General features: G+C 71.1%; 24 protein-coding genes. 13 read left to right on the forward strand and 11 right to left on the reverse strand.

Annotated elements, in window-relative coordinates; all coding sequences use genetic code 11:
* Positions 1-152: 152 nt before the first annotated feature.
* A complete protein-coding gene (locus tag ACQF4J_RS04045; protein ID WP_351582902.1) occupies positions 153-1,058 on the reverse strand; it encodes an AraC family transcriptional regulator in 906 nt (301 codons plus the stop codon).
* A gap of 153 nt (positions 1,059-1,211) precedes the next feature.
* Here ACQF4J_RS04045 and ACQF4J_RS04050 point away from each other — a divergent pair, with 153 nt between their 5' ends.
* The 3 genes from ACQF4J_RS04050 to ACQF4J_RS04060 all read left to right on the forward strand — a co-directional run bounded on the left by ACQF4J_RS04050 (position 1,212) and on the right by ACQF4J_RS04060 (position 3,042).
* Positions 1,212-1,529 (forward strand): putative quinol monooxygenase, encoded by a 318-nt coding sequence (locus tag ACQF4J_RS04050; RefSeq protein WP_351582899.1) that lies wholly within the window; start codon positions 1,212-1,214, stop codon positions 1,527-1,529.
* Positions 1,530-1,608: 79 nt separating this feature from the next.
* Positions 1,609-2,565 carry an alpha/beta hydrolase gene (locus ACQF4J_RS04055; protein ID WP_427164570.1) on the forward strand — a complete coding sequence of 319 codons (957 nt, stop codon included), beginning with the start codon at positions 1,609-1,611 and terminating at the stop codon, positions 2,563-2,565.
* Between the two features lie 156 nt (positions 2,566-2,721).
* Positions 2,722-3,042, forward strand: a complete 321-nt coding sequence (locus ACQF4J_RS04060) for a hypothetical protein (RefSeq protein WP_351582893.1) — start codon at positions 2,722-2,724, stop codon at positions 3,040-3,042.
* A gap of 23 nt (positions 3,043-3,065) precedes the next feature.
* On the opposite strand, the gene ACQF4J_RS04065 is transcribed toward ACQF4J_RS04060, so the two are convergent.
* The 4 genes from ACQF4J_RS04065 to ACQF4J_RS04080 form a co-directional block, all read right to left on the reverse strand.
* A complete protein-coding gene (locus tag ACQF4J_RS04065) occupies positions 3,066-3,401 on the reverse strand; it encodes a SpoIIE family protein phosphatase (RefSeq protein WP_427164572.1) in 336 nt (111 codons plus the stop codon).
* A complete protein-coding gene (locus ACQF4J_RS04070) occupies positions 3,398-3,676 on the reverse strand; it encodes a GAF domain-containing protein (protein ID WP_427164573.1) in 279 nt (92 codons plus the stop codon). Before ACQF4J_RS04070 ends, ACQF4J_RS04065 begins: the two co-directional genes overlap by 4 nt.
* An 11-nt stretch (positions 3,677-3,687) precedes the next feature.
* Positions 3,688-3,894 carry a hypothetical protein gene (locus ACQF4J_RS04075; protein ID WP_427164575.1) on the reverse strand — a complete coding sequence of 69 codons (207 nt, stop codon included), beginning with the start codon at positions 3,892-3,894 and terminating at the stop codon, positions 3,688-3,690.
* Between the two features lie 215 nt (positions 3,895-4,109).
* Complete coding sequence (locus tag ACQF4J_RS04080; RefSeq protein WP_351582877.1) at positions 4,110-4,376, reverse strand: hypothetical protein; 267 nt, start codon at positions 4,374-4,376, stop codon at positions 4,110-4,112.
* A gap of 276 nt (positions 4,377-4,652) precedes the next feature.
* On the opposite strand from ACQF4J_RS04080, the gene ACQF4J_RS04085 reads away from it, so the two are divergent.
* Positions 4,653-5,012, forward strand: coding sequence for a DUF6204 family protein (locus tag ACQF4J_RS04085; protein ID WP_351582871.1), 360 nt, complete (start codon positions 4,653-4,655; stop codon positions 5,010-5,012).
* A gap of 29 nt (positions 5,013-5,041) precedes the next feature.
* Here the strand turns inward: ACQF4J_RS04085 and ACQF4J_RS04090 are convergent, their stop codons facing one another.
* Positions 5,042-5,491 (reverse strand): spore-associated protein, encoded by a 450-nt coding sequence (locus tag ACQF4J_RS04090; protein WP_351582869.1) that lies wholly within the window; start codon positions 5,489-5,491, stop codon positions 5,042-5,044.
* A gap of 154 nt (positions 5,492-5,645) precedes the next feature.
* On the opposite strand from ACQF4J_RS04090, the gene ACQF4J_RS04095 reads away from it, so the two are divergent.
* Together ACQF4J_RS04095 and ACQF4J_RS04100 are read left to right on the forward strand one after the other, a co-directional pair.
* Positions 5,646-6,473, forward strand: coding sequence for an SAM-dependent methyltransferase (locus ACQF4J_RS04095; protein WP_351582866.1), 828 nt, complete (start codon positions 5,646-5,648; stop codon positions 6,471-6,473).
* Positions 6,474-6,602: 129 nt separating this feature from the next.
* The gene (locus ACQF4J_RS04100) at positions 6,603-6,923 is read left to right on the forward strand and encodes a hypothetical protein (protein ID WP_351582929.1); all 321 of its coding nucleotides are present in this window, start codon (positions 6,603-6,605) and stop codon (positions 6,921-6,923) included.
* Positions 6,924-7,027: 104 nt separating this feature from the next.
* On the opposite strand, the gene ACQF4J_RS04105 is transcribed toward ACQF4J_RS04100, so the two are convergent.
* A complete protein-coding gene (locus tag ACQF4J_RS04105) occupies positions 7,028-7,219 on the reverse strand; it encodes a hypothetical protein (protein ID WP_351804843.1) in 192 nt (63 codons plus the stop codon).
* A 271-nt stretch (positions 7,220-7,490) separates the two neighbouring features.
* Here ACQF4J_RS04105 and ACQF4J_RS04110 point away from each other — a divergent pair, with 271 nt between their 5' ends.
* The 3 genes from ACQF4J_RS04110 (at position 7,491) to ACQF4J_RS04120 (ending at position 14,191) form a co-directional block, all read left to right on the forward strand.
* Positions 7,491-8,597: a GNAT family N-acetyltransferase gene (locus tag ACQF4J_RS04110; RefSeq protein WP_351804841.1), complete on the forward strand. Its 1,107-nt coding sequence runs from the start codon at positions 7,491-7,493 to the stop codon at positions 8,595-8,597.
* Between the two features lie 47 nt (positions 8,598-8,644).
* Complete coding sequence (locus ACQF4J_RS04115) at positions 8,645-9,889, forward strand: DegT/DnrJ/EryC1/StrS family aminotransferase (RefSeq protein WP_427164577.1); 1,245 nt, start codon at positions 8,645-8,647, stop codon at positions 9,887-9,889.
* A 240-nt stretch (positions 9,890-10,129) separates the two neighbouring features.
* Positions 10,130-14,191 (forward strand): beta-galactosidase, encoded by a 4,062-nt coding sequence (locus tag ACQF4J_RS04120; protein WP_427168557.1) that lies wholly within the window; start codon positions 10,130-10,132, stop codon positions 14,189-14,191.
* A gap of 84 nt (positions 14,192-14,275) precedes the next feature.
* Here ACQF4J_RS04120 and ACQF4J_RS04125 read toward each other — a convergent pair whose 3' ends face one another.
* Together ACQF4J_RS04125 and ACQF4J_RS04130 are read right to left on the reverse strand one after the other, a co-directional pair.
* Positions 14,276-14,701, reverse strand: coding sequence for a DUF6003 family protein (locus ACQF4J_RS04125; RefSeq protein ID WP_351563664.1), 426 nt, complete (start codon positions 14,699-14,701; stop codon positions 14,276-14,278).
* Between the two features lie 168 nt (positions 14,702-14,869).
* Entirely contained in the window at positions 14,870-15,148 is a 279-nt protein-coding gene (locus ACQF4J_RS04130; protein WP_427164578.1) for a GlsB/YeaQ/YmgE family stress response membrane protein, read from the reverse strand.
* 255 nt (positions 15,149-15,403) lie between these two features.
* On the opposite strand from ACQF4J_RS04130, the gene ACQF4J_RS04135 reads away from it, so the two are divergent.
* The 4 genes from ACQF4J_RS04135 to ACQF4J_RS04150 all read left to right on the forward strand — a co-directional run bounded on the left by ACQF4J_RS04135 (position 15,404) and on the right by ACQF4J_RS04150 (position 21,294).
* Positions 15,404-19,531: a SpoIIE family protein phosphatase gene (locus ACQF4J_RS04135; RefSeq protein ID WP_427168558.1), complete on the forward strand. Its 4,128-nt coding sequence runs from the start codon at positions 15,404-15,406 to the stop codon at positions 19,529-19,531.
* The gene (locus tag ACQF4J_RS04140; protein ID WP_351804835.1) at positions 19,528-19,830 is read left to right on the forward strand and encodes an STAS domain-containing protein; all 303 of its coding nucleotides are present in this window, start codon (positions 19,528-19,530) and stop codon (positions 19,828-19,830) included. The genes ACQF4J_RS04135 and ACQF4J_RS04140 overlap by 4 nt, the downstream gene beginning before the upstream one ends.
* 166 nt (positions 19,831-19,996) lie before the next feature.
* Positions 19,997-20,884 (forward strand): MEDS domain-containing protein, encoded by an 888-nt coding sequence (locus tag ACQF4J_RS04145; protein ID WP_351563668.1) that lies wholly within the window; start codon positions 19,997-19,999, stop codon positions 20,882-20,884.
* A complete protein-coding gene (locus ACQF4J_RS04150) occupies positions 20,878-21,294 on the forward strand; it encodes an ATP-binding protein (RefSeq protein ID WP_351563670.1) in 417 nt (138 codons plus the stop codon). Before ACQF4J_RS04145 ends, ACQF4J_RS04150 begins: the two co-directional genes overlap by 7 nt.
* A gap of 3 nt (positions 21,295-21,297) precedes the next feature.
* On the opposite strand, the gene ACQF4J_RS04155 is transcribed toward ACQF4J_RS04150, so the two are convergent.
* Complete coding sequence (locus ACQF4J_RS04155; RefSeq protein WP_351563672.1) at positions 21,298-23,316, reverse strand: S9 family peptidase; 2,019 nt, start codon at positions 23,314-23,316, stop codon at positions 21,298-21,300.
* Positions 23,289-25,073 carry an N-acetylglutaminylglutamine amidotransferase gene (locus tag ACQF4J_RS04160; protein WP_427164582.1) on the reverse strand — a complete coding sequence of 595 codons (1,785 nt, stop codon included), beginning with the start codon at positions 25,071-25,073 and terminating at the stop codon, positions 23,289-23,291. Before ACQF4J_RS04160 ends, ACQF4J_RS04155 begins: the two co-directional genes overlap by 28 nt.
* Positions 25,074-25,093 lie beyond the last annotated feature (20 nt).

A 25,093-nucleotide genomic window follows, 5' to 3' on the forward strand; every position in this document is an offset into this window, starting at 1 on the left:
GAGTCCTCATGGCGAGATGGGATCCACGGGGCAGGATTTTCCTGTCCCGCGGAGCAACCGTGGGGTTACGGATTCCATTTCACCGCTCTGACCTGGGCAGATGGTAGAACTATCCTCGCCGCTCCTTGCACGATCCTGCCAGCTCGCCTTCCTCAGGGCAGGACGGTCGCGGGGACGCGTACAGAGTCCCGGAGGCGGGCCGCGTCCAGGCTCGGGGGTGCGCCGAACTGGCGGCGGTACTCCCGGCTGAACTGCGAGGGATTGTCGTACCCGACGCGCCGGCCGACCCCGGTGACGTCGCCGGGGTGGGTGGCGAGCAGCAGTCGGGCCTCCTGCAGCCGGATCTGCTTCTGGAACTGGATGGGGCTCATCGCGGTCACCGCCTGGAAGTTGCGGTAGAAGGCGGAGGCGCTCATGCCGGACATGTGCGCGACGTCCTCGACCCGGAAGGGCTCCGCGTAGTGCTCGCGGATCCAGCGCACGGCCCGGGAGATGTGGCTCAGGCCGCTGTCGGCCAGGCCGAGCTGACGCACGGTCGCCCCCTGCTCGCCGGTGATCAGCCGCCACAGGATCTCGCGCTTGATCAGGGGTGCCAGCACGGCCCGGTCACGGGGTTCGTCCAGCAGGCGCAGCAGCCGGACCACCGCGTCCAGCAGCGCGGCGGGGGCGTCGCTGACCGCGATGCCCGAGGGCACGGCGGTACCGGCGCGGGGGATGTCTCCGGGCCCTGCCCGCAGCAGCAGTTCGGCGATGACGGACGCGTCCAGCGTGAGGCCGAAGCCGAGGGCCGGCCGCTCGGAGTCGGCCTGGGTGAACTCCCCCGTGACGGGCAGGTCGACGGAGGCGACCAGGTACTGGCCGGGACCGTACGCGTAGACGCGGTCGCCCAGGGCGAGGCGCTTGGCTCCCTGCGCGATGACGGCGAGGACCGTCCCGGACATCGACGGCGACGGCGGATCCGGCCGGTCCACCTTCGAGATCAGGACGCCGTCGACGGCCGTGGTCCAGTCGGGGCGGGCGTGCCGGGCCAGCAACGCGCGGAACTCTTCGAGGCACATGCCCCCATTGCAGCACCGATCGGCACCGCTACTCCCCGAGTCGCGAGGATCGTGCAAGCGACGGAGAGCATCGTTCTACCGTTTGTGCAGGTCAGAGCGGTTGACTGGCATCAGCAGGCACAACGCCACTCCATCGACCGAGAAGAGGCATCCGTGATCGCCACCTATGGTTTCCACGCCACTCTGACCGCCCGGCCGGGCCTGGGCGACCGGCTCGTCGAACTGCTGCTGACCGGCCTGGACGAGGGCAGCCCGGGGGCGAGCGAGCACTGCGTCGTCTATCTCGTCTCGCGCTCCGCGTCCGACCCCGACGTCGTTCACGTCACCGAGGGCTGGACCAGCGAGGAGGACCACCACCGGCTCTTCGCCGGCGAGGCCGCCCAGGCCATCGTGGCGCAGATCGACGGGTTGCTGGCCAAGGAGTCCGCGTACAGCGACTACGTCCCGGTCCTCGGCAAGGCCGCGTTCTGAGCCGGCCGCCTGCCGCGCTTCCCCTCCCGCTCCCCCGGCACCACTCCACTCCACTTCACTCCACGAAAGGCAGCACCCCATGACCACCGCACGCCCTGCCCTCGACCCCGAACTGCGCGAGCTGCTGGCCGACGTGCCGCTCATGTCCCGGCTCGACTCGGAAGTCCTCGGCGCATTGCGTCAGCTCCCCTCGACCCCCGTCGACGCCCTCCTCGCCCACCGACAGGTCGACCGCCGCGAGATCGCCGTGCCCGCCAAGGACGGTGTTCCCATCCCCCTGTCGGTCTTCCGCCCCGCGCAGGTCGACCAGCCCGAGGCCGCGCCCTGCGTCTACTGGATCCACGGCGGCGGAATGGTCATGGGCGACCGGTTCTCGCAGATCGACATCCCCCTGGAATGGCTCGACGAGCTCGGCGCGGTCGTGGTGAGCGTCGAGTACCGGCTCGCTCCCGAAGCCACCGGCACCACCCCCGTCGACGACTGTCACCGGGGACTGCTGTGGGTCGCGGAGCATGCCACCGAGCTCGGCATCGATCCCGACCGGATCGTCGTCGCGGGCGCCAGCGCGGGCGGCGGCCTCGCCGCCGGTGTCACCCTGCTGGCCCGCGATCTCGGCACTCCGGCGATCGCCGCCCAGGTCCTGATCTGCCCCATGCTCGACCACCGCAACACCACGCCCTCCAGCCGCCAGTACACCGGCGTGCCCGGCGTATGGACCGGTGAGATGAACGCCTTCGGATGGCGCGCCGTCCTCGGTGACCTCACCGACGACGAGATCCCCGCGTACGTCTCACCCGCTCTCGCCGACGACCTCTCCGGCCTGCCCACCACCTACATCGACACCGGCTCGGCGGAGGTCTTCCGCGACGAGGACGCCGACTACGCCTCCCGCATCTGGGCGGCCGGCGGCCAGGCCGAGCTCCACGTCTGGGCCGGTGGCTTCCACGGCTTCGACGCGCTGTTCCCCCAGGCACGGATCTCGGCCACGGCCCGCCGCACCCGCACGGACTGGCTCGCCCGGCACCTCGCGCCATGACCGGCGCGTTCAGGGCGCATCCGGGGCATTGCTCCAGGGAGAAGGGGCGTCGGAACCCGTACGCGTCGGCGTCGTGCCACACTGCTTGAAACCTCGACGCCGGCCCGTGCAATCCGGGTGGGACAAGTGTTCTCTGCTTCACGACAAGGCGGTCACATGCAGTCGCCAACGCCGCAGTCCCGTTTCAGGGAACTGTCGACGGCCACCGTCCACCCGGAGTTGACCGATGCCGAGCACACCCGGCTGAGCCGCGTGCTGGCCGCACGATCCACCATCCACATGGCGGAGGGCGCACTGATGGTGCTCGGCCCCATGGCGCTCGACGATGCGGGCCAGGGCCTGATCGACCTCTCCCTCACTCTCACCATGCACCGGCACATCGTGGCGGAACACGTACTGGATCTCGTGCAGGGAAAGCCCGTTCCCCACCATGTGAGCGACGCTCTGCACGACGTCCTGACCCAGTACCGAGCCTGAGAGAGCCACGGCGTCGACGCGGATCAGGCCTCGGCCACCGCGCGCCGGGAACGCTCGGGCAGTCGGGCGACGGGGACGGCGACGTCGTCGGCGTGGTCGGTGGCCAGCCCGGTGAGGAGCTCGTCGCAGAAGATCTCCAGCGGCTCACGGGCAAGGGCCGCGGCGTGCTGACGCAGTCGGGTCATCCCCGCGTCCAGGCCCTCGCCGCGGCGCTCGATCAGGCCATCGGTGTGCAGCAGCACGGTCGAGCCGGCGGGCAGTACTTCGACGGCGTGCGGGCGCGGCTCATCGGGGTCGACGCCGAGGAGGAGGCCCTGGCCACCGGTCAGACAGCGGGTGTCGCCGTCGTGGGTGATCACAGGGACCGCTGGAGGCGTTCGGCGATGTGCTGCGTCTCCCGGTGCAGCCGCGCGTTGTCCACCCCCAGCCCCATGCGATGCACCAGGTCATCCACCATCGCCAGGTCACTGCTGGTCAACGGCGCCCGCCCGGCACTGCGGCCGACGGTCACCGCGCCCAGTACCTGGTGTCGGGCCCGTAGCGGAGCGACGACCGCGGTGTCCGTACCGAGCTGGTCGAACAGCTCCAGCTGCCGCGCGTGCAGGGGATCGACGGCCTGGGTGACGGGGGGCATGTCCGCGGACGTCAGCAACAGCGGGCCGGCCCCGCCGGAACCCTGGCCAGCGGCCCCACGGCCACCTCGGGAACGGGCGGCAGCACCCCGGTCAGACCGCCTACCGGCAGGACCTCGGGGTCGTGGTGCACGACGCTGATACGGCGCCGCCGGCCGTCGTCCTCGATCAGGTCCACCGCGGCCCAGTCCGCCGGCTGCGGGACGAGGATCCGGCACACCCGCTCAGTCCGTTGTGCGAGTCGAGCGTGCTGGACAGTGCGGTCGTCGCCTCGGCCGGCAGCGTCAGCCGGTCCAGCGCCCGCTGCACCACATCACCGACCTCGAAGTCGTCCACCGTCTCCGACTTCCCATCCCACGCCCCTTTCCACGCCGACCTCGGCGTCGTCATCCGCTCCGAGGAGTCGACGAGTGCCGCCGTCAGGTGTCGGAGGGGTCAGGCCAGGGCCCGGTATCCGTGCGCATCCAGCCAGCCGATCAGGACGTCTCTCTCCCTCAGGGCCGTGGCTCGCGCCGCTCCGGCGCTGGTGCGCCGTGCTCCCGCGTCCAGGACGCGGTTGGCCGCCCATAGTCGCAGCTGGCTGACCGTGAGCCGGTCCAGCTCTCCGGTGTCCGACCAGCGCCGCGCCTGCGCGGTGGCCGACTGGCCTTGGGCGAAGAACTGATCGACAAGACCTTCGGCCACGGAATCGAGGTTCGTCATGGCGGCCTCCCGTGGGGTACGACAACACGGTGCGCCCCTCGGCCGGTCCCGGCGTAGGGTCCACCGGTACCTCCTCCGCAGCCGGCCAGCCCCTCCGCACGGCACCGACGGCCCCGGCGCTCGACCCGTTCCGCACTCCGCACTCCGGCCTGCAGGTGCGCAGCGGAGCGTGCCGGCGGCGGACCTGCTCGCGCCCTCGCCGTCCGAGGCGCCCAGGCGCTGACGCGGCACCTGAATTCGGTGGAGGCCGCCGATCTTGCTGGTTAGGGTCGCGGAATGAGCACTCGTACTTTCCGGATCACGGTCCGCGGTGTCTTCGACGGGCTGGGCGCGGACCAGCGAGCCGAACTGCTGGCCCGCGCCGCGGAGCACGACGTACTGCGCGCGGCCTTCACGCCCGAGGGGCACCTCAGTTACGACCTGGCGGCGCGTTCCGCCTTCACCTTCCGGTTCCTTGATTCCGGAGAGGAAGAGGAGGACATCCTGGAGGCGTCCGAGCGCGCCGAGGAGGCGGCGAAGGCGTGGCTGACCGAGCGCGGGTACGGCTACAAGAACCTCCGCTCCCAGGCGGAGGACCTCTCTCAGGCGCCCCTGGGCAAACGGCAACGTCGCGCCGCCGCCCAGAAGGACGCCTGATCCCGCCGCGCGGGCCCAGGGTCTGCGTGTCAGCGGGTGAAGGTGACCCGCTGCTCCTTCAGGGTGCCGCAGTTGGAGTTGTTCACCTGGACGTACACGTTGTCGATGTTGCCGCCCCAGCTGACGCAGTGGCCCTTGCCGTAGACGTAGGTCGGCCCCGCGTACGACGCGTACTGCCCGAAGTCGTCGTCGCCCTGTTCGGTGTCGGGGACGTAGATCCAGGCGGACATGTCCAGGACCGTGCCCGGGTTGCTGCGGATGGTCGCGACGCAGTTCTTGCCGTTCGACGCGTTGTACGTCAGGTAGACGGTGCCCCGCGAGCCGACGGCCGCCGAGTTCACCGTCTTGTAGCCGCTGCCGCAGACCTTCTGCGGTGTGGTGTTGGGCGCCGCGGAGGCCGGCGCCGCCATGGCGGTGACGGTTCCCAGGGACAGGGCCGCTAACGCCGAGGCGACCAGAACAGAACGATTCAACATCACATTTCCCCCTTGCGGTCATCGGTCGTGATTGCTCTCGTCTGTGTGACCCGCGAGGCATTCGCATGGTTGCACCACGTTCGCAAGGGAATCGGGTCACCCCGTGAGCCTTGGAGGAATTCAAAAAGGCGGTCGTCAGGGCCCGTTGCGGGGAAGAATGTGCGCCATGACGTACGAAGGCTCCTCCATCGACCCGAACAAGCCCAGCATCGCCCGCGTGTACGACTACTTGCTCGGCGGCAAGGACAACTACGCCGTGGACCGCGAGATCGGCGATGTGTTCAAACGTGATCTGCCCGGGTCGGTGGCCATCGCCTTCGCCAACCGCGCGGCCCTGACCCGTGCGGTCAGGGAGATCGCGAAGACCACCGGGGTACGGCAGTTCATCGACCTGGGCAGCGGTCTGCCGACCGCCGACAATGTCCACCAGGTCGCGCAACGCCACGCTCCGGAGTCCCGCGTCGTCTACGTCGACATCGATCCGCAGGTGCTGGTCCACGGCCGTGCCCTGCTGGAGAACAACGAGTTCACGCGCGTCGTGGCGGCCGACGTGCGCGACCCCGAGGCCATCCGCACCCACCCGGACACCGTCAAGATGATCGACTTCAGTCGTCCCGTCGCCGTCATGTTCAGCGCCATCCTTCACCACGTCAACGACGAGGAGGACCCGGCCGGCCTCGTCCGCTTCTGGCGTGACCAGGTGCCCTCCGGCAGCTACTTCTTCATCAGCCACTTCCGCTCCGGCAACAACCCGGAGACGGAGGAGGCCGAGAAGGTCCTGCAGCAGACCTTCGGCCGCGGCCGGTGGCGCACCGACGACGAGATAGCCTCCCTGCTCGACGGCCTGGAGATCCTCGAACCCGGCATCGTGCCCGCCTCCCTGTGGCGCCCCGAGAAGAACGACAACCCGTGGACCGCCGACGGGGAACGGGAACTCACCGTCTGGGAACGCCTCATCGCCGCCGGCCTGGCCCGCAAGCCCTAGCTTGACGAGGGCGCGGAACCGTGTGCGGTCGACCGCGTCATCGTACGCCCGCAGCACATACGTGGCTCCGCCCTTAGGATCACGGGCATGTCCATCCGACTTCGTATGCGTCAGGCACTGCCCGAAGCGATGCGCGCCCGCGACAAGGCGGCGGTGAGCGCCCTGCGTTCGACCCTTGCCGCGCTGGACAACGCCGAGGCGGTGCCCGTGGACGAGGCGGAACCGCGCGGCTCCGCCCTCGAGCAGTCCCCGGTCGGTGTCGGTGTCACCGAGGCGGCGCGGCGTGAGCTGACCGAGCACCGGGTGGTGGACGTCGTACGCGCCGAGGCCGCCGAACGGCTGGAGGCGGCGGCGCAGTTGACGGCTCCCGCGCACGCCGACCGGGCCGCGCGGCTCCGCGCGGAGGCCGACGTGCTGCTTCGCCTCCTGGACGAGGCAGGCACCGCATAGGCCATCGGCGGGTTCTCAGGCGTGCGGGTGCCCGTGCTCCAGCAGGGCGACGCCCAGGGACGTGATGGTGTGCAGCACCGCCCTGCCCTCGCGCCGGGTGGCGATCAGACGGCGGCCAGCGGGCCCACCTGTTGGCCGAGGCGTCCGCGCACCGACACCTGCCGGCGGCGAAAGGCCAGGCCGGCGTCGCGGTCCTTCAGGAGTTTCACCGTGTCGTACGTCTCCGCCGCCACGCCGATCGTCGTGGCCACCCGGGTCCGCGCCAGGTCCTCCGCCGTGAAGTGGATGCGTTTCACCGAGTGTCCCGTCCTCCGCGTCGCCGTTGGCCCACAGCAGTCTCGGTTTCGGACGGGAGTCGCACAATGATCAATCAGGCCATGGTCGGCCGGGGGGCGTCGGGGTCGTACACGCGCGGCGTAGGGGGCACGCACGCGCCGCGCAGGGGCTGTGCGGCCTTCTTCGGGGCCCGTCCAGCCCAAGCGCCCGAAGTGAGCCGGCACGACTCTGGTAGGTGGCACACCCGGTTGCACGTCCCCTTCCGCCATCAGGCAGGACGGCAGGTCCGACATGGACGTCACGATGCACGCGGCCGATGAGCTGAGCCCCGCGATCGTCCGGGCCTGGCACCGTGCGACGGACGAGTCGCCGCAGTACGCCAACCCGTTCCTGGCACCGGAGTTCGCGGCGGCGACGGCCCGCCACCGGCGTGGGTGCGTGGTGGCGGTCCTGTGGGAGGAGGCGGAGCCCGTCGGCTTCTTCCCCCACCAGCGCAGTGCCCTCGGCGTGGGGCGGGCCATCGGTTACGGCCTGTCCGACTGCCAGGCTCTCGTGCACCGCCCCGGCGTCACCTGGGACCCGCCGGAGCTGTTGCGGGCCTGCGGTCTCTCGGTGTTCGAGTTCGACCATCTCGTCGAGGAGCAGAAGCCGTTCGACGGGTATCTCACGGGTACCTTCGCCTCGCCGGTGATCGACCTTCCGGACGAGGGCGACGGCTACGTCGAGTGGCTGCGCCGCACCTCCCCGCGGCACACCAAGACGACGCTCGCCAAGGAGCGCCGCCTGCGGAGCGACGCGGGCGAGGTGCGCTTCGTGCTCGACGAGCGCGACCGGCGGGTGCTGGGCACGCTCATGCGGTGGAAGTCCGCCCAGTACCGCCGGACCGGACGGATGGACCGCTTCGCACGGCCGTGGATCGTGGACCTGGTGGACGACCTCTTCGCCGTCCGCGCGGAGCACCTCACCGGCATGCTGTCCGTGCTGTACGCCGACGACCGTCCCGTGGCCGCCCACTTCGGGCCGCGGTCCCACACGGTCCTCGCGGGCTGGTTCACCGCCTACGATCCCGCGTTCAGCCGCTACTCCCCCGGGTTGATCATGCATCTGCGGATGGTCGAGGCGGCGGGCCGCCACGGGGTGCGGCTCGTGGACCTGGGACGCGGCGACATGGAGTACAAGAACTGGCTCAAGACCCGTGAACTGCGGGTCGGCGAAGGCCTCGCGTACCGCGCCAGCCCGGTGGCGGTGGCACACCGGCTGTGGCGCAGGCCGGTACGCGGCCTGCGCAACACCGTCCTGGCCCATCCCGGACTGCGGCGGCCCGCCGACCGGCTCCTGAGGACGGCCGGCCGGCTGCGCACCTCCGGCCCGCCGGGCGCGGGTTCCGAGGCGCGTTAGCCGCTCCCCTGTCGGACTCGACGACCGGTCACCACAGGAAGGCACTCATGCCGTACGGATCCCGACTCGCCGCGATGATGGCCCGGCGGCTGGGACGCGAATGCGTCTACACGCCCTCGGCACGGCTGGCTCTCTACCTGGCCCTGAGGCGCTGGTGCCGGCCGGGGGCACGGCTGCTCATGTCCCCGGTGACCGACGACGTGATCCTCTTCGTGGTCCTCGCGGCCGGTCTGCGCCCGGTCCTGGCTCCGGTGTCGGTCCGCGACGGCAACATCGACCCGGCGGCCGTACCGGAGTCCGTGTGGCGCGGCGTCGACGCGGTGCTGACCACGAACCTGTACGGCATGCCGGACCGGATGGAGCAACTGGGCCGCCGTTGCGAGGAGTTGGGCATCCCGCTGTTCGAGGACGCGGCGCATGCCATGGGCACGCACGTGGCGGGCCGACCGATCGGCACCTTCGGGACGGCCGCCGCCTTCAGCCTGTCCAAGCACGCGGGAGGGAAGGCAGGCGGCTTCCTCGCCGTCGAAAGCGCCCGCACTCGACGGGAGTTGGAGGCTCTGCGCGACGACCTCCTGGTGCCGGGCCGGCTCGGCGACGACCTGGCCACGACGCTGCGGCCGCTGGCCCGCTCCGCGGTGCGCGGCTGCCATCTGGTGAGTCCCGTGTGGCGGACGATGCAGCGCCTGCGGCTGCTGGAGCGCGACGGCTACCGCATGGAGCTGCGCGCGCCGCTGCTGGCCGCCTGCGCCCTCAAGGCACCGGGCCTGACCGCCTACGAGCCGTGGATGCGGGTCGACCTGCACGGCTTCCGAAACCGTCACGGGCTGCTCGTCCAGGCGCCGTTGGCGCTGCGGATGGCCCGCCTCGACGACAGTCTCGCCCGGCGCAGGGCCGGCGTCCGGCTGCTGTCCGACACGCCTTGGGCCGCGCCCGCCCTGCGCGAGCGGACGGCGTACGACGGCGCTCTGCCCCTGTTCCGGGTGCCGCTCCTCGTCCACGACCGTGACGTCCTCGTCGACCGCCTGGTGCGGCACGGCGTGGTCACCGGATACGTCTTCGACCCTCCGCTCGACGACTACGCGGGTGGCGAGTTCGTCGACCCCTCCCCCGATCCGTCGGCCGCCCGCTGGTTCGCCTCCCACGTGCTGCCTGCCGATCCACTGCTGGCCCACAGCGTGGTCACAGCGCTGACCCGTGCGCGGGCGACCGAGGCTGCCGCACCCGACCTGCGGGCGGCCACCTCGCACGATGCGTCCCGCCCGCCCCACCGATCACCGAACAGCCCGTAGCCGACGGGAGGTTGGGCAACGCCCCCGCCGTCCCGACCGTGTTCTCCCGCCCCATTGTGTTGAGCCTTGCGCCCCCTTACTGTTCGACTTTGCCTGAGTCTGTTGGATGTTGATTGCTCAGGCGGTATGGAGGCCGCAGTGTGGAGTGATCGGTTCGGTTCGAAAGCTGCGAGACCCGGCCGCGGCCGGTGGTGGAAGGCGGCCCTCGCGACCGCCGCCACCATCGCCCTGGCCGCGGGCATGACCGCGCCCGCCGCGGCGCGGGAGAGCGGCGGGCGACCACCCGCCGCCTCGGCCACCCAGGCGCACACGGTGAGCCTCGACGGCTACTCGTTCCTCGTCGACGGCAAGCGCACCTACCTGTGGTCCGGCGAGTTCCACTACTTCCGGCTCCCCAGCCCGGACCTGTGGCGCGACATCTTCCAGAAGATGAAGGCCGCCGGATTCAACTCCACGTCGCTGTACTTCGACTGGGGATACCACTCGCCCAAGCCGGGCGTGTACGACTTCAGCGGCGTCCGCGACGTCGACAAGCTGCTCGACATGGCCCAGGAGGCCGGGCTCTACGTCATCGCCCGCCCCGCGCCCTACATCAACGCCGAGGTCGACAGCGGCGGTCTGCCCGGCTGGCTGACCACCAAGGCCGAGAACAACCGCAGTGACGACCCGCGTTTCCTGAAGTACGCGGACGAGTGGCTGACCCGGATCGACCGGATCATCGCCCGCCACCAACTGACCAACGGCACCGGGTCGGTCATCGCCTACCAGGTCGAGAACGAGTACTACAACGGCTCCGCCGCCGGCCACTCCTACATGAAGCACCTGGAGGACAAGGCCCGCGCCGACGGCATCTCCGTCCCGCTGACCGGCAACAACAACGGCACCTTCAACTCCGGCACCGGCGCCCTGGACGTCGACGGCCCCGACTCCTACCCACAGGGCTTCGACTGCTCCAACCCCACGAAGTGGAACGGCGTCCCTGACATCAGCTACGACCACCCGGCCGGCAAGCCGCTGTACTCGCCGGAGTTCCAGGGCGGCGCCTTCGACCCCTGGGGCGGCCCGGGCTACGACAAGTGCGCCCAGCTGATCAACGACCGGTTCGCCGACGTCTTCTACAAGCAGAACATAGCCGTCGGCGCGACCGCGCAGAGCTTCTACATGACCTACGGCGGCACCAACTGGGGCTGGCTGGGCATGCCGCAGAACTACACCTCGTACGACTACGGGGCGGCGATCCGCGAGAACCGCCAGCTCGATCCGAAGTACTACGAGGACAAGCTGATCGGGTACTTCACCCAGTCGGTCGCCCCGCTGACCAAGACCGAGGCGATCAGGACCACGCCGCCGGACGACTCCGCGATCGTCGACACCGCCCGGATGAACCCCGACACCAAGACGCAGTTCCATGTGCTGCGGCACGGGAACTCCACATCCACCGCGGTCGACAGGACGCACATCTCGCTGGACCTCAACGCCCAGCCCGCGAACGACACCACCTACACCTGGGACGACCCCGACTCCGCGCTCCAGTACACCGGTTCGTGGTCGCACGTGCACGACACGAGCTACACCGGGGGCGACTACAAACACACCGAGTCGTTCTCCAACAAGGCCGGCGACTCCCTCACCGTCCCCTTCGACGGCACCGCGATCCGATGGATCGGATCGAAGACCGACAACCACGGCTACGCCGACGTCTACCTCGACGGCACCAAGGTCGCGACGGTCGACGACTCCGGCGGCGAGAACCAGGCGGTGGTCTTCCAGAAGACGGGTCTGCCGTCCGGCGCGCACACCCTGAAGATCGTCGTCGCCGGCGACCACAGCTCGGGCTCCACGGACAACTACGTGTCCATCGACGCCGTCGACGTGCCGACGGCCGCCGCCGCGGAACCGACCTACCCGGTCGTGCCCCAGCAGCCCGGCACCGCGATCACCCTCGACGGGCGCGACTCCCACGTGATCACGGCCGACTACCGGCTCGGCAACGCGCAGTTGCAGTACTCGACCTCCGAGATCATGACCAGCGCGGCCATCGGTGACCGGGACGACGCGGTGCTCTACGGCGACGCGGGCAGCGACGGCGAGACCGTGCTGCGCTACTCCTCCCGGCCCACCGTGACCACCAGCGGCGGCGCGGTCACCACCACCTGGGACGAGGCCAGCGGTGACCTTCGGCTCGACTACACGCACAAGGGACTGATCCGTATCGCCGTCACCGGCGGCGGAAAGCCCCCACTGATGCTGCTCGTCGGTGACAAGGACACCGCCAAGACCTTCTGGCGCCAGGACACGGCGACCGGTCCGGTGCTCGTGCGCGGCACCCACCTGCTGCGCACGGCCACCAGCCTGGACGGCGGCCACACGGTGGCGCTCACCGGCGACAACGCCGACGACAAGGACATCGAGGTGTTCACCTCCGCCGACCATGTCACCTGGAACGGCAGGACGGTGAAGACCCGGGCCACCGACACGGGAAGCCTCACCGGGAAGATCCCGGTGGCCGCCGCCGTGCACCTGCCGGCCCTGAAGAGCTGGAAGCATGCCGAGGAGTCCCCCGAGGCGGCACCGGCCTTCGACGACTCCGGCTGGCAGGTGGCCGACAAGAGCACCACCAACAGCGTCTCCGGCGCCAACTCACTGCCCGTCCTGTACGCGGACGACTACGGCTTCCACACCGGCAACACGTGGTACCGCGGACGCTTCCGCACCACCGGCAAGGAGACCGGCATCCACCTGGTCTCCGACTCCGGCGGAGGGGCGCAGGCGTTCTCCGCCTGGCTCAACGGCACCTTCCTGGGCAGCTCCACCAAGGGCAGCGCCGACTTCTCCTTCCCGGCCGACTCCGTCAAGGCGAAGGGCGACAACGTCCTCTCCGTCCTCACCGTGAACATGGGCCATGAGGAGGACTACAACTCGACCAACGGCAACAAGGCGCCACGCGGCCTGACCAGTGCCTCCCTCGTCGGTGCGCCGCTGACCTCCGTCACCTGGCGGGTGCAGGGCGTACGCGGCGGCGAGGACCTCCACGACACCGTGCGCGGACCGCTCTCGACGGGCGGCCTGTACGGCGAGCGGGCCGGCTGGTCCCTGCCGGGCTACCCGGACGGCAAGTGGAACCGGGTGTCCCTGCCGACGACCGACACCCGCCCCGGCGTCTCCTGGTACCGCACCGACGTCGACCTGGATCTGCCGCACGGCCAGGACACCTCGCTCGGGCTGACGTTCACCGACGACCCGTCACGCAAGTACCGCGCGACGATCTTCGTCAACGGCTGGCAGGTCGGCAACTACGTCAACTACCTCGGCCCGCAGCACACCTTCCCGGTGCCCAACGGCATCCTGGACCCGAACGGCCGCAACAGCGTCGCCATCGCCGTGTGGAACCTCGACGGCAGCACCGGCGGACTGGGCAAGGTCTCCCTCACCGACTACGGCAGCTACGCCTCGTCCCTGCGCGTCGCGCAGAACGACAGCCCCCGCTACGACCCCCGCACGTACGCGATGCCGAAGCGCCCGGGAGCCGACGTCTCCCTGGACGTGCCCGACACCGCTCAGCCGGCGCAGGCCTTCACGGCCCGGGCCACGCTGCGGGTGCCGAAGGACAAGCCGCCCGTGTCCAGTCTGACGGCCTCGCTCTCCGCGCCGGACGGCTGGAGCGTCAGCGCGACGAGCCCGACCTCGGTCGGACGCGTGCCGGCCGGTGGGTCGGCCACGTTCACCTGGAAGGTCCAGCCGCCGAGCGGGACGCTTCCGTCCGCCTCGGCGGTCACCGCGACCGTGCGTTACCGGCAGAGCGGGCGGCAGGCCGTGGGCGAGGACGAGCGCATCGTCGGCGGGATCCCGCCCGCCCCGCCGGCCGGCGAGAACGCGGTGAGCGACCTGCCGTTCCTGTCCGCCACCAACGGATGGGGCCCGGTGGAGCGCGACAGCAGCGTCGGCGAGCAGGCGGCCGGGGACGGCCGTCCGATCCGCATCGCCGGAACCGCCTACACCAAGGGCCTGGGCACCAACTCGGTCAGCGACGTCGCGCTCTATCTCGCCGGGCACTGCTCGCGGTTGACGGCGGACGTCGGCGTCGACGACGAGACGGGCGGCGCGGGAACGGTGACGTTCTCCGTGATCGCCGACGGCAGGACCTTGGTCACCACGCCGACGATCCGGGGCAAGCAGGCCGCGGTGGCGATCGACGTCGACGTCAGCGGCGCCCAGGTGATCGACCTCAAGGTCGGTGACGCCGGCGACGGAAACGGCAACGACCACGGCGACTGGGCGAAGCCCACGCTGACGTGCGGCTGACCGAGAGCACATGTGGGGCGCGGGGAACAGCCGAGTCTGTTCCCCGCGCCCCACACTCCGCACGGCGGCGGAAGGACCGATGTGTCAGCCGTTCGCGGCCGCCGTGACCGTGGCGGGATCCACCCCGGTCAGTTCGACGATCCGGTGCGGCGCCACGCCCGCGGCGAGAGCGCGGCCGATCAGCGCGTCCCGGCCGTCGGCGCAGTCACGGTACGCGAGCAGTTCGTCCTCCACCTGGGCCAGCGGCTGCGCCGACATCGCGTGGCGGACCCGGCCCAACTCCTCGTCGTTCAAGGGGACGGGAAGCCGTTCGGCTCCCTCGGGGATCGCCGCGGTCTCCTCCGGCGGCAGCAGCCGCAGGTGCGGCGAGGTCGCCGTACTCCCCTGCGCGTCCAGCCACGCGCGCACCGCGGGTGTGTCCATGCAGGCGAGGTCACCGACGGCCGCGGGACTCACCCCGAGTTGCGCGGACGCGTCGCCCAGCAGGAACAGATAGGCGTCATCGGTCATCCTCGGCTCCTTCTCAACGGAGGCTGAACGCAATCCCATTACCCCGCCCCGCCCGGATTACCGCCCGCTCACCCCGTGAACAAGGACGCGAACAACGCGACGGCTCCCTCCCCCTCTTCAGGGAAGGGAGCCGTCCGACGGGGCCCGAAGGCGTATGCCACCGACGTGTCAGGCGTGACGGTGCGAGTGTCGATTACCCACGAAGACGCGGTAGAGGGCCAGCAGGATGAGGGAACCGACGATCGCGGCGATCCAGGTGGAAAGGTCGAAGAACCCGTCGATGGAGTCCACACCGAAGATCACCTTGCCCAGCCAGCCGCCCAGCAGGCCGCCCGCGATACCGATGAGCATGGTGATGATGATGCCGCCCGGGTCCTTGCCCGGGATCAGGGCCTTGGCGATGGCGCCGGCGAGCAGGCCGATGAGGATCCACGCGATGATGCCCATTGTCCGTCTCCACTTCGTCGCATAAAGGTTGTGTTAGCTCTTCGTGTGCACCGTCGCCGCTCGAACAAACATCTCTTTTTCGATGTGACTCCGGATGTCCCGCGCTGCATCCGTCAGCGAGGGCGCGGCGGAATATCTCTCGACATCGCGGAAAGCCGGGACAATGCACGTCCGGCTCTCCGCCGGCCTCGGATCAGGAGCAGAAATCGGGTGGGGCACGCGGACAGAGACAACGACCGGAACGGCGACGACGGAATGAGCGCGGCCTGGACCGAGGCGTTCGCCGCCGATCCGGAGGTCGGCGCGGACCTCGCCGCCGTCGACTGGGCGGCCACTCCGCTGGGCCCGCCCGGGGGCTGGCCGCAGAGCTTGCGGACAGCGGTGCGCATCCTGCTGTCGTCGCGGTTCTCCATGTGGATGGCGTGGGGCCCCGACCTCACCTTCTTCTGCAACGCCGCCTATCGCCGCAACACCCTGGGGCGCAAGTACCCCTGGGCGCTGGGCCGGCCGGCGAGCGAGGTGTGGTCGGAGATCTGGTCCGACGTGGGTCCCCGTATCGACCACGTCCTGGCCTCGGGCCAAGCCACCTGGGACGAGGCCCTGTTGCTCTTCCTGGAGCGCTCCGGCTACCGGGAGGAGACCTACCACACGTTCTCGTACAGCCCGCTGCACGACGACGGCGGCACCGTGGTGGGCATGCTCTGCGTGGTCAGTGAGGACACCGAGCGCGTCATCGGGGCGCGCAGGATGGCCACGCTGCGTGACCTGGGCTCCGATCCCACCGTCGTGCGCACGGAGGGCGAGACGCTGGCCTTCTTCGGCCGCCAGCTCGAACGGAACCTCGCCGACCTGCCCTTCACCCTCACTTACCTCCTCCGGGAGGACGGCGCGCACCTGAGCGGCACCACGGGGATCCCGCCGGGGCACCCGGCCGCACCGCCCCTGCTGTCGCCCGAGCAGGCAGCCGGCCCCTGGCCGTGGGCCGATCTCGCCGACGGGACAGCGGTGCTGGTCCCGTTCGACGCCGACGTCGTCGCCGGACTGCCGAGCGGCGACTGGCCCGAACCACCCGGGCAGGCCCTGCTGCTACCGCTCCTGCAACCGGGCGGCACGCCGCACGGCTTCTTCGTCGCCGCGCTGAACCGCTATCGCGCCCTCGACGAGGGCTACCGGGGATTCCTGGAACTGGTGGCCGGACACCTCGCCGCGGGCATCGGCTCCGCCCGCAGCTACCGCGACCAGCAGCGGCGGGCCGAGGAACTGGCCGAGCTCGACCGGGCCAAGACGACGTTCTTCTCCAACATCAGTCACGAGTTCCGCACCCCCCTCGCGCTGATCTCCGGACCCGTGCAGGAGCTGAAGGAACAGCTGACCGAAGCGCCCGCCCAGGTCCGGGAGGAACTGGAGGCGATCCACCGCAACGCGCTGCGGCTCGGGAAGCTCGTCAACACCCTGCTGGACTTCTCCCGCATCGAGGCCGGCCGGATGCAGGCCTCCTACGAGCCGGTCGACCTGGCCGCCGTGACCGCGGAGCTGACCAGCGTCTTCCGCTCCGCCGTCGACCGGGCCGGCCTCACCCTCACCGTCGACTGCCCACCACTGGACCGCCCCGTGCACATCGACCGCGACATGTGGGAGAAGGTGATCCTGAACCTGCTGAGCAACGCGCTGAAGTTCACCTTCGACGGATCGATCCGCGTCACGGTCCGAGCCCAGGACGACCGGGCGGTGGTGACCGTGCACGACACCGGTGTCGGCATCCCCGCACACGAACTGCCCCGGCTGTTCGAACGCTTCCACCGCATCGGCGGTGTCCGCGCGCGCTCGCACGAGGGCAGTGGCATCGGCCTGGCCCTCGTACGGGAACTCGTCGCACTGCACGGCGGCACCATCACGGCGGACAGCAGCCCCGAGAACGGCACGTGCTTCACCGTCCGGTTGCCCTTCGGGTCCGCGCACCTGCCCACCGAGGCCGTCCGCACCTCGTCCCAGGCCCGGGCCGCGTCGGCCACGGCCGTCCCCTTCGTACAGGAGGCGATGCGCTGGCTGCCCGCCGACACCGGCACGGCCGTGCAGGACAAGGCCGGCGCCGACACCGCCGCTCCCGAGCCCGGCTCCGGGGCACCGGTGCGGGCGCGGGTCCTGGTCGCCGACGACAACACCGACATGCGTGAGTACCTCGTGCGCATGCTCAACGGCGCCGGCTACGAGACCGACGCCGTGAGTGACGGCCGGGAGGCGCTCGGCGCCGCCCGCTCCCACACGCCGGACCTGATCGTCAGCGACGTGATGATGCCGATGATGGACGGACTGAGCCTGGTCCGCGCCCTGCGCTCGGACACCAGGACCGCCTCGGTGCCCGTTCTGCTGCTGTCCGCCCGCGCCGGCCAGGAGGCAGCCATCGAAGGACTGACCGCGGGCGCGGACGACTACCTCGTCAAACCGTTCGCCGCGGCCGAGTTGCTGGCCCGTGTGCGTGCCAACGTGGAACTCGCCCACCTGCGCACCCACCACGTGCGCTGGCGTACCGCACTGGTGGACTCCCTGCAGGAAGCGCTGCTCGTCATGGACGAGGACGGTGTGGTGCTGGAGACCAACACCGCGTTCACCACGCTGCTCGGCCACGGCTCCGCGATCCTGCCGTGCGCGCCGCCTCATCCCTGGTGGCCGGATGCCGCGGCCGACCCGGAGGCCCGTCGGACCGTCGCCGACACCTTCGCCGACCTGCTGCGTCAGGGACGGGGCAACCACACCCTTCCCCTCACCCACCGGGACGGGCGCCGCCTGTGGATCAGGGCGGCCTTCAACGACGCCCACGACCCGGACACCGGCAGGCGCATGATCGTCGGCACCTTCCGCGACATCACCGCCGAGCGCTACGCCGCCCAACGCGAAAGCGCCCTGGCCGCCCTCAGCACGGGTCTGGCCGAGACCGCCGGCCTGGACGAAGCGCTCACGACGGCTCTGAGCCAGTTCCGGCAGCTGTGGCAGGCCGAGTACGTCCTCACGGCGCTCTTCACCGCGGACGAGCCCCCAGCACTGACCGCCACCGGCCCGCTGTCCTGGAAGGACCTCCCCGCTCAGCGGCAGGAGGCCATCACGAAGCTGCAGCACCATCCCCCGCTCGCCCCGGTGTGCGAAGGCACCGGGGCGGGCGTCCTGCTGGAGCACCCCGACGGCCCGCTGGCCATGTGGATCGAACTGGGCGCCTCCCGTCGCTTCAGCGGCCAGGACGAAGTGCTGCTCGCGCTGCTGGCCGGCCACCTCGCCCAGGCTCTGGCCCGCAACCACCAGATCGACCAGCAGCGCGACACCGCGCTCGCCCTGCAACGCGCCATCCTCGGCCCCTCCCAGCTGCCCGCCGGCTTCGCCGCACGCTACGAACCCGCCACTCCGCCACTGGAGATCGGCGGCGACTGGTACGACGTCATCACCCTCCCGGACGACCGCACCGGCATCGTGGTCGGCGACTGCGTCGGGCGTGGCCTGGAGGCGGCCACCGTCATGGGCCAACTACGCAGCGCCTGCCGTGCGTTGTTCCTTCAGGACCCCAGCCCCGCGCGCACGCTCATGGCGCTCGACCACTTCGCCGGCGGCATTCCGGGCGCCTTCTGCACGACCGTCTTCTGCGGGGTGCTCGACCCGCGCACCGGAAGCCTCACCTACTCCGCCGCCGGGCACCCGCCGAGCGTGCTCGCCCTTCCCGACGGCACCACGCGCCTGCTCGAAGGCGGCCGCGGGCTGCCGCTGGCCGTCCGTCCCGACCGCGAACGCTCCGACAGCGTCTGCCGACTGCCGGCCCGGTCCACTCTGCTGCTGTACACAGACGGTCTCGTCGAACGCCGCCATCAGGTGCTCGACCAGGGCATCGAGGCGGCGGGCGGGGCCCTCCAGACCGGCCGTGACCTGCCCCCCTCGGAACTGGCCGATCACGTCATGGCCGCACTGGCTCCGGCGGACGGGTACGAGGACGACGTGGCGCTGCTGCTCTACCGCCATCCGGCGCCCCTGCAGATCGCCTTTCCGGCGGAGTCGGGGCAGCTCGCCACCGCGCGCCACGCCCTGCGCGACTGGCTCACCCTGTGCGAACTGCCCGTACGCACCGCTCTGGACGTCCTCATCGCCACCGGTGAGGCCTGCGCCAACGCCGTCGAGCACGCCCACCGCGACAGCCCGGGCGGTACCATCCGGCTGAGCGCCGAGATCCTCACCGACCGCGTGCACGTGACGGTCGCCGACAGCGGGCGGTGGAAGCCCGGCAGTCCGGACCCGACCTCCCTTCGGGGTCGGGGCATCGGCATCATGCACGCCCTGTCCAGCCATGTGACCGTCACACCCGGCCCGTCAGGCACCAGCGTCGAGATGCATACGAGGATCCCGTGACGTCTGCCCAGCTGACCCTCGCCCAAGGACGAACCGCCGACGGAACCGCGCTGTTGACGGCCACGGGAGAGATCGACATGAGCAACAGCGGCCGTCTCGCCGACGCGCTCGATCGCCTGCCGGGGCACGTCGTCATCGACCTGAGCGGCGTGGAGTACCTCGACAGCGCCGGTCTCAACGTGCTGTTCGCCCGCGCCGAACGCATCGAGTTGATCGCCGACGCACTGCTGCGGCCCGTGCTCACGGTCTCCGGTCTCGCCGACCTGGTCCCGGTGCGGCCCGCTCCGGACGGCCGGTGAGGGCTCGCCCGAGGCAGTCGGAAGCGATCACCAAGTGGGCGGCTGCGCGCAGCCGATGCCCTTCGGAGGGCATATGCGTTCGCGCCGGGGGTGGCGGGTGCGCGGGCGGCTACGGTGTGGTGCTACGCAGCTACGGAGTGCGGGCGCCACCAGAGGGGACGCTGGGATGCACGACAGGCAGACTGGCTGTGCCGGCCTCGTTCCGGTGCAGCGGCTCAGGCCCGGCGACCACGCCTTCGTCGGCTACGGCGTCGGTGAATCGCGCTGGCAGGTGCTCACCGCGTACGTCTGGCTGGGTCTCGCCCGCCACGAGAAGGTGATGGTTCTCGCCGACCCGGACATACCCCAGCAGGAGGTCCTCACCCGCCTGGACACGTACGGCCCACAGGCCGCCGCCGCCAGGGCGCGCGGGCAGCTCGTGCTCAGCAGCATGCGGGAGGTGATCCGTCCCGACCTGACCTTCACCATGGACCGGCAGACGACACGGCTGGAGGAGGAGACCGCTCGGGCCCGGCGTGAGGGATACACCGGCCTGCGTGCCTTCATCGACATGCGCTGGGTGCCGGACCTGGACGCCGATGTCGCGGGGGTCGTGCACCGCGAGACGCATGTGGAGCACCTGTTCGCGGGCCGCGCCTACACGGAGGTCTGCGCCTACGACCGCGACTGGTTCGCGCCCGAGGTGGTGGAGGCCATGCATGACGCCCATCCGCGCCGCCTCCACGACTACCTGGGTGTCCTGCTGTCGATCCCCGACGACGACGTGGTGCGGTTCGCCGGGGACGCCGATCTGACCACCCTCGACCAGTTCCGCACGGCCCTCACCGAGGGACTGGCGCAGACCGCCGACCGCGGCCATCTGCTGCTGGACCTCACACAATTGCAGTTCCTCGGTGTCCACTGCGCCCACGACCTGCTGCGCCAGGTCCAACTGGCCGGCGATCACAAACGGATCGAGATCCGCTGCTCGGTCCTCCACGCCGGAATCCTGCGCAAACTCGGCGCGGCCTCCGTGCCCCGGCTCACGCTGAGCGAGGTGCGGGTCGGATGCTGAACTTCTCCGAGGAATCCGTGGACCGCGCGGACGGCCTGTTGCTGGAGCAGCCGTTCACGGCGGACTGCCTGGCTCTGCTGCGGGCCCTGGTCGAGAGTACGGCGGCCAAGGAGGGCCTCGGTGACGACCGGCTGGGCGAATTCGTCCTGGCGGTCGACGAGATCGCCTGCAACGCCGTCGAACACGCCGGTGGCAGCGGTCATCTGGTGCTCCGGCGCCTCGACGGCGCACTGGAGTGCCTGATCACCGACGAGGGCCCCGGGTTCACGCCCGAACTCCCCGAGACTCCTCCGGAGCTGGACAGCACGGGTGGCCGGGGGCTGTGGCTGGCCCGGCTGCTCACCGACCGCCTCACGATCGCCACGGAGGCCGCGGGGGCCGCCGTGACCCTGCTCATGCACCTGCCCTGAACGTCACACCAGGTGCCGCTGCATCCAGTCCGCGGCGGCCCGCCGGAACAGCCGCCGGTTGTCCGCGCGCAGGAACTCGTGGCCCTCGTCGCGCAGGGTGAGTAGTTCGGCCGGGACACCCCGTTCGCGCGCGGCCCGTACGAACTGCTCCGACTCCCCCGGTGGCACGTTGGTGTCGTGCTCGCCGTGGACGGCGAGCAGCGGGACCCGCAGCGCGTCGATGCGGCTCATCGGGGACAGGGAACGCAGCAACTCGAGGTCGTGGACCGGATGACCGTACTTGTGCGCCGCCGACTCCGCGATCCACGGCTCGGTGCCGGCGAAGAAGGTCAGGAGGTCGGACATGCCGCAGACGGCCACCCCGGTACGGAACAGGTCCGGATGCCACACGAGGGAGGCGAACGTCAGATAGCCGCCGTAGGAGCGCCCCATGACCGCCAGCCGGGTGGGATCGGCGAGACCGGCCGTGACGGTGTGCGCCGCGCAGTCCGCGACGTCGTCCAGGGCGGCGAACCGGCCGGTGCCCAGGTCGGCGTCGACGAACGACCTGCCGTGTCCCGAGGAGCCGCGGACGTCGGGCGCGAAGACGTCCAGTCCACGGCCGAGCAGTTCGTGGTACAGCGGGTTGAACACCGGGCGTTCCTGCTCCTCGGGGCCGCCGTGGAGGTGGATCACACAGGGGGCGGGCTCGCCCGGGGCTCGTCCCGGTGCCCTGTAGTACCAGCCGCTCAGGGGCAGCCCGTCCCTCGCCGTCAGGCGCAGGGGGACGGGCTGTACGGGCGGCCGGCCGGGCGGGACGGCGTCCTCGTCGCGCGAGGACCACGGGGTGCGCAGCGGGGACACTCCTTCGTGGGCCCACCACACACCCGGGCGGCGCCGTGAACCGGACAGCGCGAGCAGCAGCCGACCCGCTCCGGCCGCCACGGCACGGGTGACGACCTCGTGCGGCAGGGGCATCGGCCGCGCCGGTCCGGTGGTGTCCGCGGCCGATCGCTCCGCGGTCGCTGCGAGGAGTTCGAGTTCGCTCGCGCCCTGCACGTTCCAGACCAGCACCGCCGTACGGCCGTCCTGTGCCATCGACAGCAATTCCAGCCCGCTGCCCGGGCGTTGGGCCGCGGGCGTTGCCGCGCGCGGCGCGCCGTCCGCGTCGAGTTCAAGGGCGTACAGTGCCGCGAACTCGCGGTCGGCGTCGGTGCGCAGCCACAGTGTCCGCCCGTCGTGCGAGAAGCGGCCGATCCACGGATCGCCGTCGGCCACCGGCATGGTGCAGGTGGTCGCCGAGTCGGCGGTACGCCGGACGACCGCTTCCCGTCGTCCGCGCGGCCCCCGGCGCAGCAGGGCGAGAGTGCCGTCGAAGCTGAGGTCGCACACCCGCAGGGTGGCGGCGTCGGCCTCGGCGGCCAGCAGGGCGGGAGACGCCAGACCGTCGGGATCGAGCAGATAGGCGGACAGTCCGTCACCGGCCCGGGGCGCCGGCGCCGCGAGGGAGGACGCGGTCCCGTCGGGCGAACCGTTCCCGGACGTGCGCACCGCGGGCACGGCGACAGTGACCGCGACGGCCGATCCGTCGTGCGCCCAGCAGCCGAGGTAGGCGGAGCTTTCCGGATCCGCGCCGGCGAGGATACGGCGCCCGGTGCCGTCGGGACGTACGCACAGCACGCGTGTGTGCTCGCCGCCGCCGGGCGCGGCGGTGTACGCGATCCAGCGGCCGTCCGGTGACCACGAGACCTCCGTGACGGGATCCGGGGACGTGTCGAGCAGCCGGACCTCGCCTCCCTGGACCGGCCCGGCCCACAGCTGGGGTACGCCTCCGCGGTCGCAGATGAAGGCCGCTTCAGTGCCGTCGGGGCTCGCGGAGGGGTACCAGCAGCCGTGGGCGCGCAGGCGGGTGACGGCGTCGCGCGGACCCGCCGCCTCGGGCAGGGGCACCGCGACGGGGGCGGTGCCGTTGCCGAGGAGCACCGTCACCGCGGTACTCGTGGCCGGCCGGCCGGTCACTTGATGCCGTGCGTCTGCAGCCATGTCTCCAGCAAAGCTACCTGCCACAGGGCATTGGCTCCGCGCTTGGTCCGGTGCTCGTCGGGCGCGGCGAGGAGCTCGGTGACGTAGGACTCCTGGAACAGTCCGCGTTCCTTCGCCTCGGGTGCCTCGAGCGCGTCGCGCACCCGCTCGAGGACGGGACCCGCCATGTGGCGGACGGCCGGCACGGGGAAGTACCCCTTGGGGCGGTCCACGACTTCCCGGGGCAGCAGTTTGCGCCCGACCTCCTTGAGGACGCCCTTGCCGCCGTCGGCGAGTTTGAGTTCGGGCGGGCAGGCCGCGGCCAGTTCCACCAGTTCGTGGTCCAGGAACGGCACCCGGGCCTCCAGCCCCCACGCCATGGTCATGTTGTCGACGCGCTTGACGGGGTCGTCGACGAGCATGATGTGCGTGTCGAGCCGCAGCGCCGCGTCCAGGGCGGTCTCCGCCCCCGGAAGCGCCATGTGCTCCCTCACGAAGCGGCCCGAGACGTCCTGCGACGGCAGCATGTGCGGCTGCAGGATCCGGGCGAGGTCGGCGTGCGGGCGGTCGAAGTAGGTCTCGGCGTACCGTTCCGGCTCGGCCTCGCGCGCGGCCGCGGCGAGCTGCGGGTACCAGTGGTATCCGGCGAAGACCTCGTCGGCGCCCTGCCCGCTCTGCACGACCTTCACCTCCCGGGAGACCTGCTCGGACAGCAGGTGGAAGGCGACCACGTCGTGGCTGATCATCGGCTCGCTCATCGCGGCGACGGTGTCGTCCAGCGCCGCCGACACGCGGGCGGAGGGAACCGTCGTGCGGCGGTGGTCCGTGGCGAACTCGCGGGCGACGAGATCCGAGTACCGGAACTCGTCGCCCTCCTCCCCGCCCTCGGCCTCGAAGCCGACGCTGAACGTCATCAGCTCGCGCTGGCCCTCCTCGGCCAGCAGCGCGACGATCAGGCTGGAGTCCAGGCCGCCCGAGAGCAGCACGCCGACGGGAACGTCGGAGACCATGCGGCGGCGCACGGCCGTACGCAACGCCTCCAGCACGGCGTCACGCCATTCGTCCGCGCTCATGCCGGCGTACTCGGGCCGACGGGTGTACGACGGCTGCCAGTAGCGGTGGTCCCGGTGGCTGCCGTCCGGCTCGACGATCCGCACGGTGGCCGGGGGCAGCTTGCGCACGCCGTTGAGGACGGTGCGCGGCGCCGCCACGGTGGCGTGCCAGCTCAGGTACTGGTGGACGGCCACCGGGTCGAGAGAGGTGTCGACGTCGCCGGCGGCGAGGAGGGCGGGCAGCGAGGAGGCGAACCGCAGCCTGTCCGGTGCCGGCGCGAGATACAGCGGCTTGATGCCCAGCCGGTCGCGGGCCAGCACGAGCCGGCCGGTGCGGTGCTCGACCAGGGCGAAGGCGAACATGCCGTGGAAGTGCTCGACGCAGGCGGTGCCCCACTGCCGGTAGGCCTTCAGCACCACCTCGGTGTCGGACGTCGACACGAAGCGGTGGCCCAGGGCGCGGAGTTCCTCACGCAGCGCCCGGTAGTTGTAGACGCAGCCGTTGAAGACGCCGGTGATCTCCCCGTCGGCGTCGGTCATCGGCTGGGCTCCGAGGTCGGACAGATCGATGATCTTCAGCCGCCGGTGGGCGAGCGCCACGGCGCCTCGGGTCCAGGTCCCGTGCCCGTCGGGCCCGCGGTCGGCGAGCCGGTCGCTCATGCGCTGCACGGCGGCGAGGTCGGGTCGCCTGCCGTCGAAGCGGATCTCCCCGCTCAGACCGCACACGGTGCGTCACCTCCCGTCCG

The sequence above is a fragment of the Streptomyces sp. C1-1 genome, assembly GCF_050214755.1.
In the GTDB taxonomy this organism is placed as follows: domain Bacteria; phylum Actinomycetota; class Actinomycetes; order Streptomycetales; family Streptomycetaceae; genus Streptomyces.